At 68.2% G+C, this 12,911-nt stretch carries 7 protein-coding genes; 4 read left to right on the forward strand and 3 right to left on the reverse strand.

What is annotated here, in order from left to right; all coding sequences use genetic code 11:
• Positions 1-590: 590 nt before the first annotated feature.
• Entirely contained in the window at positions 591-2,294 is a 1,704-nt protein-coding gene (locus TRD_RS09915) for a hypothetical protein (RefSeq protein WP_041437223.1), read from the reverse strand.
• Between the two features lie 2,735 nt (positions 2,295-5,029).
• Between TRD_RS09915 and TRD_RS09935 the strand changes: the two genes are divergently transcribed.
• The 4 genes from TRD_RS09935 to TRD_RS09950 all read left to right on the forward strand — a co-directional run bounded on the left by TRD_RS09935 (position 5,030) and on the right by TRD_RS09950 (position 9,100).
• Positions 5,030-5,800, forward strand: coding sequence for a hypothetical protein (locus tag TRD_RS09935; protein ID WP_012643208.1), 771 nt, complete (start codon positions 5,030-5,032; stop codon positions 5,798-5,800).
• 834 nt (positions 5,801-6,634) lie between these two features.
• Positions 6,635-7,606, forward strand: coding sequence for a COX15/CtaA family protein (locus tag TRD_RS09940; protein ID WP_169302307.1), 972 nt, complete (start codon positions 6,635-6,637; stop codon positions 7,604-7,606).
• A gap of 28 nt (positions 7,607-7,634) precedes the next feature.
• Positions 7,635-8,624 (forward strand): ribosome small subunit-dependent GTPase A, encoded by a 990-nt coding sequence (rsgA, locus tag TRD_RS09945; protein WP_012643115.1) that lies wholly within the window; start codon positions 7,635-7,637, stop codon positions 8,622-8,624.
• Entirely contained in the window at positions 8,621-9,100 is a 480-nt protein-coding gene (locus TRD_RS09950) for a DinB family protein (protein WP_012642841.1), read from the forward strand. Before rsgA ends, TRD_RS09950 begins: the two co-directional genes overlap by 4 nt.
• A 262-nt stretch (positions 9,101-9,362) precedes the next feature.
• Here TRD_RS09950 and TRD_RS09955 read toward each other — a convergent pair whose 3' ends face one another.
• Positions 9,363-10,142: a FadR/GntR family transcriptional regulator gene (locus TRD_RS09955; RefSeq protein WP_012643022.1), complete on the reverse strand. Its 780-nt coding sequence runs from the start codon at positions 10,140-10,142 to the stop codon at positions 9,363-9,365.
• Between the two features lie 386 nt (positions 10,143-10,528).
• A complete protein-coding gene (locus TRD_RS13820) occupies positions 10,529-12,841 on the reverse strand; it encodes a response regulator (protein WP_012642735.1) in 2,313 nt (770 codons plus the stop codon).
• Positions 12,842-12,911: the final 70 nt, after the last annotated feature.

Consider the following 12,911-nt stretch of genomic DNA (forward strand, 5'->3'; position numbering starts at 1 on the left):
GTCTCTCCACCGGGCGATTCCGCCCCTCCTCGCCGCGCCGAGGCCGCAAAGCGCTCGCTTTCTCAGGAACACTGCCTCCTGTGCGACCGCGCGGAGGAGAGCGCGAGCGGGCAAGGCACGATCGGCAGCAGCTGAGATCCTGACCACAGTCGTCGTTTGAACGAGGGTCGTTCCGCTCGGGTCGGTACGGCCCCGCAGTACCGAGCGATGTGGCGCCTCGTGCTCAACGAGCCACGCGCTGGAGCTGCAACCGTTCCGGCAAGATCTGCGCAGGCTTAGGAGTTTCCCCGACGGGAGCGCGCTTCGCCGCGCACGACGATGGCGCGTGGCTGCGAGGCCCACTCGTCCCGATCATCGCCACGAGGGCGCACTGTCAGCGGGGACACGTTCGGGCTCGGCAGGACGGCTGGTGAGCGACCCGCTGGCTCGCGGCACGACACCGGTAGCCGAGCGAGGATCCGACGAGCACGGACTGGCCACGGTGCCTTCCTCGCCGGTGAGAGCCGTGCGCTCGACCAGCGTCCACGCCCCGGACAAGGACGCTGGCGCAGCGAGCAGGAATCGTGGCCGGTTGCGAGCAGGATGGATGCTCAGCTGGCACTGTTCCCGCCCTCCCACTCGGCGAAGGTGACGATGTGGATCTCGACTGGCCGATCGAGCAGGGTCGCGAGCACCTCGCGGACAGGCGCGAGCCAACGCCGCTCGAGGTGGCGCCGGACCGTCGCGCTGGGAACACCGAGCACGACCGGTCCGGCGTCGGATGCAGCCAGCAGTCGAGCGGGTCGGATGCATTCGGCGATGGCCGAAGCAGGCAGACGCTCGCTCAGATGCTCCTGGGCCAGCGACCAGAGCGGGGCGAGTCCGGCGGACTGCTCGCTGTTCGCTCGCTCCAGCACGCTGGGAGAGTTGCCCAGGGAGACCGCTAGCGAGGAACCGCCCGGTTGGGAAGGAGAAGATTGCGAGCGAGTCAGCCGTGCGGCGAGCGCTTCCTCGAGCAAGGTGACGAGTCGATCGAGCGTGTCCGGCGCGAGGAGCCCGTCGACGTGAAGACCCGGAACGGCGGAACTGGCGAGAGAGGAAGCTGGCTGAGAGCTTACTGCTCGTGTGGTCGCAGTGCTCGACCGAACGGCGTGACGCGCCCAGCGAGCGAGGATTTCGCGGATGCGCTTCGGGGCGACGTAGCGCGAGCCGGACGCGACAGCTTCGCGGATCGCGGCGACGAGGAGTTCAGCTGAGCTTTCACCGCGTGCGCTGGCCAAGGGGAGGAACTCCCGCTCGAGTTCGGCCAGGAGCGTCCGCTCCAGCGGCGATGCGGGGCGTGCGTTCGCCGCTTCGTAGCAGGCGATGACGTGCGGCGACGGTTCGAGCAACGGACCGGCACCGCCGGCTGGCGGCTCAGCCACTTCCTGAGGATCGCGGGCAGTCGTCGTAGTCGTAGGCTCACCTTGGTGATACGTCGTGTCGTCAGGAGCAACACTGCTTGCCTCCTCTCTGTTGGCCGGGCCAACACTGCTTCGGCTCTCGCTGGGGAAACCATCGTCGCTGGATGCAACAACGGTCGGTGAACCACTGTTGCTCAGCGCAACATCGGCGGGCTGAGCAGTGTCGCTCTGGGCAACAGTGGTGCTGAGCGATGTGGCTGACTCGTCGCTGGCTGCTGTGCGCTTGCGCCGCACGTGACCGGCGCGCGTACGAGCCGAGGCGCGGGCATCCTCAGCGGCTGCTCGAGCGGCCAGCTTTTGCCAGAGGGGGTGCTGGCGCACGACCGGAAGGATCTGGTGCCAAACGTTGTCGCGATCGATCGGGGCGAAGCGGGGGGAAAAGACGTGTCGGATGTAGCGGTAGACGGCGTCGTCACGGGCGGCCAGCTCGACGACGCGCAGCACCGCCTCCGGGGTGAGGACGAAGCCGTCGGGGCGATCTTTGACGCGGTAGAAGTTGTGGGGGACTCGCCATCGACGACCGGCCTCGTCGGTTCGCGTGACCATTTCCTTGCGGATCTCGATCAGATCGAGCGCGACCAGGATCTTGTTGATGGTGATCAGTTCGGCACGATCCTCCCCGTAAAACGCTGCTTCGGCCTGCTGGGACGGGAACGCGTACCCACGATAGGGTGAATGCTCCCGACGGTCGGTCCAGACGGTATAGGAATTGAGCAAACCGACCCCCTTGAGACCGATCAAGGGCGCGAACTGCGTGATGATGGTGTTCCAGTGCCAGAACCAACCGCGCCGACGAACGTCGTCGCCGCTGCGCTCGGGCTGCTCATCGGCCGTCAGCGGTGGATCGGGCATCCGGCGCTCCCCTCTGCTGCGCCACCCTGGCGTCATGATAGCGCCACGCAGTACTGGATTCAAGTCACAAGAGGGTTCCATCCATTTCCTCCGCAATTTACGTGGACTATCGGTGATGATCCACGCGTCTCCGGTGATGTCCGGAGGAGCGATCCCTGCCGCTCGTGGTGCCACGCGAACGGTGCGCAGCTGGCCGGAGTGCTTTTCCACCGCTCGGTAGGCGCGGTGATCAACTGCATCCCGGCGAGCGGCGTGGGCACGGATTCCTGGTCCACTGGGCACACCGGGGCGCCCGCGGGGCGTCAGGTGGCGGCACGTTGGGTGGGACGCTGCGTCGCCATCGAGGCCTGACCGGTGCAGGCGCGCCGGTGCGTTGTCGGGCTTTGCTGGCCGAGCCCGACTCGACGCCGAACGATCAGGCGGAAGGCAGGAACCGGCTCCTCCGGCGCGCGGTGCCTGGATGCGGACGAGGAGGAAGGATTCGGTCAGCTGGCGCAGGCTGGTCGCGCCGGTGACGGTGCGGCTGCTCGCCGATCGGCTGTCCGTTGGCCCGCGCCCGGCTCGCGATCGCTGCCAGCGCAGTCGCGCGGGGGAGGCGGCTGGGAGGCGGCTGGGAACTGGTCCACCGCGCCCGAGCGCGCCGAGACGCACGACCGCGCGCGAGAGGCGGCTGGTCGACTCGTGTCCAGCGAACCGGCGTCGTACGGCTACTGAACAGCACGCGCGTCACGAATGCGTTTTCCGATCCGGCTGCTGTCCCAGCGGAGCAGGCTTGGCTGGTCGCGCAACCATCCGCTCTCACTTAAAAGACACAGCACGGAGGGTCGGAAAACGGACAGGCAGGATCGAGGCGCCGACACGACGCGCGAGCGGGCGAGGCGGGAGGCGCAGTCGCGGAGTGAACGGGCAGGATGGAGGCGCGCGCTGCGCGTCGAGCTCGGGCTGCTCGAGCGGGCGCTGTGGGGACGCTCGACGGACGAACGGCGTCCGGGCGAGCGGGTAGGGGTGGCACGGTGCCGGAGATCCAGTCGAGCGCGCTGTGCTGGTCGTGCGCGACGTTCGGCCCCGGCCGCGGAGGGGACCCGCGGCGATCTCGCTCTCTGCCTCGCTCTTTGTCAGGAGAGTGGCGAGATCACGCGGACGCGTCGGCGCACTGGCAGGGAGAAGCTCAGCGCATCGGGTGCACCGACTGGTTCATCGCAGCTGAGCCGTTTCCCGGCACGGGCTGTGCTGGCTGGCTCGGTCGAGGCGCGGGGCTGGACAGCGCAGCTCGACAGGGATCGGTACCGCTCGTTCTCGGTCGGGCGGAACTAGCTTCCGCCGCGCGATCGGACGGTGGGGGGCGATCGTAGCGGCCGAGGCCGGGAGGGAGCGAGCGTGGCGAAGGGACAGAACAGTCGGGTGGCGGTCGCAGAGCGGGTGGAGACAGCGTCGGAGCCACTCTTCGGGTAACGAGTTCCGCTCTGGGTGGGGGTTTCGGGTGTTCGTGACGTTCGCCGGCATCAACGTCGTGGGGCTGATCATTTGGACGATCATCGCCATCAAGTCGCCGACGATTCATCCAGGGCCATGAGGCGCGGCTGACGAGGCTACTGTCGCATGAGCCTGGCACCGGCTGCTGCCGAGGGTCGACTGGTCCGTGAGGTGCTCTGGCATGCGGTGATGAGCAGCCTGAGGATAGCTCCCGTGTGCGCGGAGAGGGACGCGAATGCGGGGGGCGCTGTCGCGCCGGAGAGAAGTGACCGTTCGGCGAACCGGCCGGTGCGAGCGCGGAGGCGCACGATCGCGGATGGCGGAAACTCGTCGAGGGAGCGCTGGTCGGGCCGTTGCTTCCTGCCATGAGGAGCCGTCGGGTGTGTCGGTACGCCAGCCATGGTGCCGCAGCGGTGCGCGAGCGGGGCGCGCCTGACGAGCGGCCAGTGGCGCCTCCCGGCGCGTGACGCGGAGCGACGACGCAGCGAGCGAGCCACGTGAGGGTCGGAGAGGCCTCCCGCGGGTGACCGGGGGGTGCGATATGGGCAACGCGCGAACTCGCTCGACTCACGAACGGCCGTACTGGGCGAGCGAGAGCGGCACGTCGTGAGCCACCAGCCGCGGCCTGAACACTGATGGAGCGACGTCGAACGGAGCCTGCTGCGTCGATAACGCCGGCGGTCGCTGGAGTCATCGCTACTCCGCCGCTGCGCTGCTGCGTCGGGGAGGTATCTGGTCCCCCAGCGCAGAGCAGAACTCCTCCCCGCACGACCATTCGAGCCGCGTGGTCAGCTCCAGCGATCAGCCCTCGTTCAGTCTCGTCCTCATCAGACTCGAGCCGACTGGCGCGCGTGCTCTGGGGCTCGGCCGGCACGATCGCCCGCCAGACTGGCTGCGTGCCGACTGCTCGCCGCGCGCTTCGCTGCGTGACGAGTGGTTGGGATTTCTTCGAGCGATACTTCACGCGTGCCGTTCACGCGCTTCACTATCATCGTCGCGTGCTGCTTCCCGTGCGATGTGCGCGCTCCCGTACTGGACCGAGGCTGAGCGGGCGACGACTCGCGCGGTGATCGGGCGCGTGGAGAAGCGTCATGCGCGAGGTGTCGTCGCGGTCAGTGCGTCCCACCGCTGCTGCAGTGGCGTGGCCGAGCGCTGGGGAAAGACGTGATGAGTAGCGTAGAGAGTCGCGTCCATCATTTGCTTGACTGATCCAGTTGCCGGTGCTAGAATGGTTGCGTGACGATCGTACTGGAGGGTTGGCGATGGCGATCTTGCTTCCGTACCGGACCGATCCACGCTTGCTGTTCCAAGTCATGGAATACGCCAAGGGAAGAGGTATTGACCGGAGCCTGCTGGAAGCTCGCTTGGGCGGTGGAGAGCCGTTGCGGGAGACCCTGAACGCGCTGGAGCAGTTGGGATTGATCGAGCGCGATGCGAGCGAAATTCGGCTGACGGAGGCTGGGCGACGACTGGCTTATGCCACCGATGCGCTCGAACGACAGCGCGAGTTGGCACGGGTGGTCTTGAGCTACCCGCCGTACGGTGGGGTCATCGAGCGAGCGCTGCGCGAGGGACTGAGCGTGATCGATGGTCCTTGGGTGGAGCGGGTTTGGCAAGTGGAGATGCGGCTGGGCCAGCCCCGCAACAGGGTCGAGGAAGCGCGCACCTTCTTCTTCAAGTTGGCGGAGGAGGCGGGGCTGGGGATCTTTCGGCGCGGGGTACGCGGCCAGCCCTCGCGACTCGTGTTAGCGCCGGACCTCGAGGAGCGGCTGCGAGTGCTGCGGCCGCTCCTCAGTGGCGGTGGGGCCGAGTCGGAGCCAGTACCACGCGAACCCGCCGCGGTGTCGGGTGTGACAACGGTATCGTCCGAGTTGGCTTCGGCGCCAGTGCCGGAGCGAACGACAGCCGCACCGGCTGGTGCCGCGGTGACGATCACGGTGTCGGTCGACCTCACGGCGTGGGAACTGGAGAAGATCGAGGCGTTCCTGCGCCTCCTCGGCGTGGTACCGGGACGGAGCGAGCCGGCACCGTGAGCGACCGGGCTCCTGCATCCGAGTCTCGCACGCTCGCCCAGTTCCTCGACCAGTTCAGCGCATAGAGTGCGCCGCTCGTTCCCGCGACAGTCGGTGGAGTTCTCCGGACTGGTCTCGATGTAGAAAATCGTCATGGCAAAGCGATGCTCCCGCGCTCGCGGTCGTCGAGGGCAACAACCGAACGGTCAGAGGGCCGCGGAACCTGGAGAAATTCGCGAAGAAAGTGGACCCGAGAGCGTCCCTGCCAGCCGTAGAGGATGGGAGCCACCACCGTGACTGGCCTACGAGGCGCTCGTGCTGGTGAGTGTGCGCTGCATGGCGGTCCGGAGAGTCGTTTCCCTGACGGCAGTGGGCTTCGGAGCGACGGTGATCGCGCGAGACTGCGGGAACCGCGGCAGTTTTCGTTCTCGCTCGTGCGGGTAGGGCTGCCGAAGGCGCGGTGACGTGGCGCAGGCTGTGGATGCGTTCGTGTGGCGCGCGTCCCGTTTCTGCGAAAAGGACCCGACGACCTGGTAACGAGCGGGAACCGATCGCTCGCGCGCTTTTCGTGAGCCCAACGCTCTTCTGCAGGGGCACAACGGGACGGAACGCGAAAGCGTGCGCTCGGCTGATCTGCCCTGGTTCGGGTCGGGTGCCTTCTCGGCCGGGTGGGATCCCAGCGAGATGGCAGGTTTCGGCTGAAGCCGGATGACTACCGATGTCCCGCGAGAACCGCGGGGGCCAGTGCTGTCTGGTCGGCCGTGGGATAGAGAGCGGGCTGTCGATGGTCGGCAGCTCGGTTATCCTTCCGTCAGGTGCAAGGCATGGCGTGCTCGGGAAGGTGCGGTGCAGATCATGCGAGAACGCGTGCGTTGGGTCGGGCGCCTGGCGTGGGCGAACGCAGTCGCGATGGGACTGGTGCTCCTTTTGGGGGCAACGGTCACCGCGACCGGATCGGGTTTCGGCTGTGGGGAGTCGTGGCCGCTCTGCCATGGCCGGTTGCTTCCGCCGCTCACGGCGGAGGGGATCATCGAGTACAGTCACCGGCTCGCCACGCTGGTGAGTGGGCTGGTTCTGGTGGCGTTGCTCGCGCTGACGATCGTGGAGCGGCGAGAACTCTTCGCACGGTGGGAAACGCGGATCGTCGCGGGGCTGCTGGTCGGGACGCTGCTCCTGCAATCGGCGCTCGGGGCAGCGGCGGTGCTGGCGCCGCGGCATCCGCTGGTCATGGCGGTGCACTTCGGTGTCTCGCTCACTGTCTTCGCCAGCGCGCTCCTCTTGGCGCTTGTCCTGACGCGGGGTGAGTCGTTGCGGGCACGCCGGCGACTCCACGTGCCGGCTGGTGTTGTCCGGGCCACCTGGGGACTCCTGATCGGGACGTACGCCGTGGTGTACCTCGGCGCGTACGTGCGGCACTCCCAGGCCAGTCTGGCTTGCCTAGACTGGCCGCTCTGCCAGGGCCGGCTGATCCCGGATCTGGTGGGACCGACGGGGGTAGTCTTCCTGCACCGGCTGAGCGCGCTCGTCTTGACGCTGGGCCTGGTCGGCCTGGTGGTGCGACTGTGGCGAGACCGGGTGCTACGGCGCGAGCGTCCAGACCTGGTGTGGAGTGGGTTGGTCGCGCTGGGTTTGCTGCTCGCCCAGTCGGTGACGGGTGCCTGGGTGGTCTGGAGCCGGCTCAGCCTGGCCAGCGTGCTGGGGCATGCGGCCGTGGTGACGCTCCTGTTCGGTACGTTAGCGGTATTGGCGTACCAGTCGCTGCCGGAGCGGGCACTGATGGAGCGGGCTGCCCGCGCTCCCGTTGCTGGTGTTTCGGTCTCACAGTGAGTGGAGGGGTCGAGGACGAGGGGGAACGGTGACGGAGGAAGCGGACCATCCTGGTGACGCGTGGCCAGCGAACATCGTGATCCGGGTGCGGGGACCGTACTACGACGTGCTGACGCCGGAGGGGGTTCTCCGCTGTGTCGTGCGTGGCGCACTCAAGAAGGAGCGCCGGCGGGAAGACCTGGTCGTGGTCGGTGACCGGGTCGTGGTGCGCGTCGTCGCCCCGGGAGAGGGAGTGATCGAAGCGGTCGCGCCGCGGCGACGCGCGCTGGTACGACGAGCGCGCGATCGGGAGGCAGCGCAGGTCATCGTGGCGAACCTGGACCAGCTGGTGGTGGTCATGGCGGCTGCCCAGCCGGAACTGAGCTTGGGGATGCTCGATCGCTTCCTGGTGGTGGCGGAGTCGCAGGATCTGCCGACGGTTATCTGCCTGAACAAGATCGATCTCGACCCGGCTGGACGAGCACGAGCGATGCTCGCGCCATACCGAGCGATCGGCTATCCGGTCGTCGAAACGAGCGTAGCCAGTGGAGCGGGCCTGCACGAGCTCTGGCAGACGATCGAGGGGAAACTCTCCGCGCTCGCGGGACCCTCGGGGGTCGGGAAGACGAGCCTCGTGAAAGCGTTCCGGCCGGACCTGGAACTCCGGATCGGTGCGGTGAGCGAGGCGACGGGGCGTGGCCGGCACACCACGACCGCGAGCGAACTCATCCAGCTCGACGAGCGGACATTCCTGGTCGATACGCCGGGTATCGGGGTGCTGCACCTTTGGGCGATCCTGCCGGAGGAACTCGACCGCTGCTTCCGGGAATTTCGGCCGTATCTGGGTGCGTGCCCGTACCGGGATTGCCGGCACCTGGATGAGCCGGGCTGTGCGGTGCGCGCGGCGGTCGAAGCGGGTGTCATCGACGCGGGGCGCTACGAGCGGTACCGTGCTCTCTACCAGGATCTCGTGCAGGAGATGGAACGGTACGGACGGTGGGAGATCGAGCGGCTGTGGCGCGGAAGGAGAGCGAGGTGAGCGACGAGCTGGTCTCGACGGTACGGGCAGCGGTGGAGTCGACGTTGCGCGAGCAGCATCAGGTCCTGCGGGAACTCGTTCAGGGGCTCAGCCCAGCGGTCCTCAACTGGTCACCGGGACCGGAGATGAACACGATCGCCGTCCTGGTCGCGCATCTCCTGGATGCCGAGCGCTATCTCGTGGCGGCGGCACTGGGCGAGGTGGTCGAGCGTGACCGCGAGCGCTGGTTCCGGTACGAGGCGCCGAGTGCACTTGCGCTCCTCGAGCTGATCGACCAGACCGAACAGGAAACGAGCGAGCGACTCACCCGGCTCACCGGCGACGCACTGGCCCGCGAGTGGTCACCGCCTAATGACCGACTGGGGCGTCGCTTCAGCGGGATGCGCTGGCTGCTCCATGCCATCCAGCACAATCGAGAGCATATCGGGCAAGCGTTGCTCACGCGACAGCTCGCTGCCCAGGGAGGGATCGGCTGAGCGGGGAGGCATCGGCGATGCCGCCATGGCTGTTGCGCGTCCTCGGTATCGTGGTCGCGCTGCTGCTGGTGAGCGGGCTTTTCCTCTTGGCCTTCGCCAAATCCGGGCTCTGGTGAGGGGGGACGGGGAAGCGCGAGCCTCACCCCGTACACAATCCGAGCGTCTGACCGGGCGCGCTGTCCGGCACAGTCTCGCTCCTGTCCAGTGATGGCGCTGAAAAAAAGAGCGGGACGGAATACCCGTCCCGCTCTCGTGGACTCGCTCAAGCAGCAGCGTGGCGACCGTCGCTGCCCGTCGTGACCAGTTCCCCCGCCGCTGGGGCGATTCCGGCGCGGAGAGCGCTGGCCACATGCTGGGCGTGCCGGTGCATCGCTTGGCGAGCGCCGAGTGGATCACCGGCGGCGATCGCCTCATAGATCGCCTCGTGGTCTTGCTGGAAGCGGGTGAGCTCCTCCGGTGCCCGTGTGGCCCACAGCCAGTTGGCGAACAGCACCTCGCTGAGCGGTCGCTGCGCATCGCGGAGGAGGCGGTTTCCGGCACTCTCAGCGATCGTCGCATGGAAAAGCGCATCCAGATCGAGGTAGGCTGCCGGATCATCGACCACCTTGCGCATCCGCTCGACCAGGTCGCGCAACCGAGACAGCTGCTCGGGGGTGCGGCGGGTAGCGGCCCGCTCGGCGGCACCGACGTCGAGGATCTCGCAGAGCTCGAGGAGTTCACTGAGCCGGCTCGCGTCCGGGCTCGAGCGGACTTCCTCGAGGAGGACCATCGGGTCGAGATGGTTCCACTGCTCGATCGACTGGACCCACATCCCGCTGCCATGTCGGACCGTGATCAGGCCCTTCTCGACGAGGATACGGATCGCCTCCCGAATGACGATGCGACTCACCCCGAATTGCCGGGCCAGTTCCGGCTCGGACGGCAGCGTGGTGCCGGGCGGCAATGCGCCACTGACGATTTGCCGCAGAAGTTCCTCGACAACTCGCTGGTGGAGTCGTGCCTGGGTGATGGGCTTCGCAGTGACCGGTATCGCTCTCGTCATGATCCTCTCCTTTATGTGTTTCTCCGACGCAATATGTTCGCTTCTAAAGTTTACCCGTTGCACTTCGACGAACGCGGCGGTGATGCCCGCCACTCAGATAAGTGTGCCAATTCTGCCTCGTGCAGTGTGCCAGGGTTTTCTCGACTCCGCTGTTACGGCGACACAGCGCACCGTAGGTGCCGGAATGGCGAGCCGACGTTCGATCCCGCCGCGCCGGTACGGTCGGGTGCGATCGGCTGTGGCAGCAGTGCGCGCGAGAGCGGGGGCGTGGCCAGCTGGCGCTCCTGGCCCGGCTCGAGCAGCGCGGGAACAGCCGCTGGCTCTCGCTGTTCTCCGTTCCTCAGGAACACCTCTCCTCGGCGGTGCAGCTCGGGGGCGAGACAGCATCAGGGCCGGAGGCGGATGCCGAGCGCGTGCGCGAGTGCGACGGCCAGCGCGGACCAGCTCAGGACGAGCGCGGCGTCCGGCACGACCGCTGGGAGAACATACGCGATCAGGAGCAGAGCGATCGCGATCGCGGCCCAGCGCCAGCGGCGACCGAGCAGGCGACCGGCGGCCAGCGCAGCAGCGACGAGCATGCTGGCCGCGATGACCGGCTCGCTCGTCGCGGAGACCGCTGGCTGGAGCGCGATGCCGAGTCGTCCCGGCGAGAGTGGCCCGGTCAGCGCGCTGGCCAGTGCGCTGGCGCTGGCACCGAGAGTCGGAAGCCACACCCAGGCACCGGTCGGATGATCGAGCCGGGGGACGATGTACCGGGTCACGACGAGGGTACCCAGTGCCAGGCCGCTCAGTGCCGCGATCTCCACCAGGCCAGTGAGTCGCAGCGCCAGGAGTGCGGCGAGCGCGAGCACGCCGCTGCCGAGCCAGCCAGTGACGAACCACCAGCGAGGAGCGAGGAAAGGACCGGTCATCGTCGCTGTGCCGAGGACCAGGACGAGGAGGCTCCAGCGCTGCCAGTCGGGAGAGCGAAGGACAGCGAGGAGCGCCGCGCCGCACCCGCCGGCGAAGAGCGCGAGCGCGATCCACGTCGACCAGGTGCACCGGGAGGGCAGCGCCGCGAGCACGAGTCCCAGCGTGCACCAGACGAGCGGGGCGAGCACCGGCTCTGGGTGTCGGGCAGCGGCGAGGGCGAGCGAGAGGCCAGCGAACGCGGCGGGGACAACTGCGGGGGCGGTGCTGGCACCGGCCCGTTGCCCGCTCCACCAGAGGAGGAGCGCCAGTGCGCTCGCCAGCACGGCGAGCACGGCGAGCGCAGCAGCTTGCTCGCTGTGGGCAGCCGTGCGGAAAAGCCAGCCGACCGTGCCGAGGGCGAGCGCTCCGTGGAGTGCGAGGAGCGCTCGCAGCACTGGTCGTTGCGCCTTCCCGGCTGCGACGAGCGGCGGGAAGGCAGCGATCCACGGGGCAGCGAGGAGAAGCGCTGGCCGACCGCCGCTCTCCAGCCAGACCAGGAGGAGCGGGGTGCCGAGCGCGAGCGGCGCCAGCGGCAGCCACTCCCAGGCGACCGGATCGCTCGGCCGGCGGAGGCGTGACCAGGCGAGACCGCTCGCCAGGGCGACGGTTCCGGTGACCCACAACGGGGCGAGTGCACCGGGGATGATCGCGAGTAAGGATGGCAGGACCGTGATCAGTGCCAGGGAGAGTGCGGCTGCCAGAAGGAAGCGGCGCTGCCAGGAGAGTGCCAGCGCGGCGAGCGCGAGGCTGCTCGTCCCGGCGAGCGCAGCCGCCTGGAGCGCGACCGGCGCCGATCGTGCGGTGAGGAGGCTCCAGGCCATCGCTGCGGTGAGCGCGACGAGCAGCACGATTTGGCCCTCGCTCCGGCGCTGCGGAGCGAGCGCGACGAGCGTGATGAGAGCCAGGCTCGCGAGTTGCCCGGCTCCCAGGGTGATCCAGCGCGCGAGGATCGGCGAGGGAAAGAGCAAGAGGGCGCTGGCGAGCGCGACGAGTTCGCCGACGACGAGGATACCCAGGAGAAGGCTGTTCGCCAGCTGCGTGAGCGCGACGGGCAATGGTTGTGGGGAAACGGATCGGGGGGTCGGCATGGTATCCGCCGCTCGCGCGGTGCCAATGCTGGGCTGCCACACCGGGTGCCGGGACACTGCTCCGACCGGCGGAGAGGGAGCGATCGGCTGGTCGGCTGGCGGAGCGCTCATGACCGGTTCTGCTGGAGCGTGGGATGGTGGCAGTGGCTCACGAACGCCGAGTTGGGCGAGCTGGGCTTCCAGCCAGGCGAGACGTTGCTCGAGCTGTGCGACCCGATCAGCAGTATCCCGGCCTGGAGGTGGGGGAGACTGCCCTGCTCGCACCTCCCCGTTGGGCGGGATAGCGCCGTTGGCGGCTGCGCGGATGGCAGCGAAGAGTTCCTCTGGCCGGCTGCTCTTCACCACGTAGGCGATGGCGCCGGCAGCGCGTGCTGCCTCGCCAGAGGTCGTTGGCTCGTACATGGTCAGCATGACGACGCGGAGAGTGGGAAAGCGCTGGCGGAGCGCAGCGGTGGCAGCGATGCCGTCGAGTCCCGGCATCGCGATATCCATGAGCACGACATCGGGAGCGAGCTGGGGTACCAGCTCGAAGGCTTCGCTCGCTGATCCCGCTTCCCCGACAACGACGATATCGGGAGTGGTGGCGAGCAACTGGCGGAGACCCTGCCGGAAGAGGGCATGGTCATCGACGAGGAGGATGCGGATCGCTCGCTCGGGCATCGCCAGCTTTCTCCTCCCTGGCGGTCCACACTGGCACCGCGGCAGGGCCGGTTCCGCACTGTCGAGTCGA

Source organism: Thermomicrobium roseum DSM 5159 (genome assembly GCF_000021685.1).
In the GTDB taxonomy this organism is placed as follows: Bacteria; Chloroflexota; Chloroflexia; order Thermomicrobiales; family Thermomicrobiaceae; genus Thermomicrobium; species Thermomicrobium roseum.

Coding starts and splice junctions, on each gene's coding strand:
- TRD_RS09915 (WP_041437223.1), bottom strand. CDS start 2,294: ATGCCCGATCCACCGCTGACGGCCGATGAGCAGCCCGAGCGCAGCGGC.
- TRD_RS09955 (WP_012643022.1), bottom strand. CDS start 10,142: ATGACGAGAGCGATACCGGTCACTGCGAAGCCCATCACCCAGGCACGA.
- TRD_RS09935 (WP_012643208.1), top strand. CDS start 5,030: ATGGCGATCTTGCTTCCGTACCGGACCGATCCACGCTTGCTGTTCCAA.
- TRD_RS13820 (WP_012642735.1), bottom strand. CDS start 12,841: ATGCCCGAGCGAGCGATCCGCATCCTCCTCGTCGATGACCATGCCCTC.
- TRD_RS09940 (WP_169302307.1), top strand. CDS start 6,635: ATGCGAGAACGCGTGCGTTGGGTCGGGCGCCTGGCGTGGGCGAACGCA.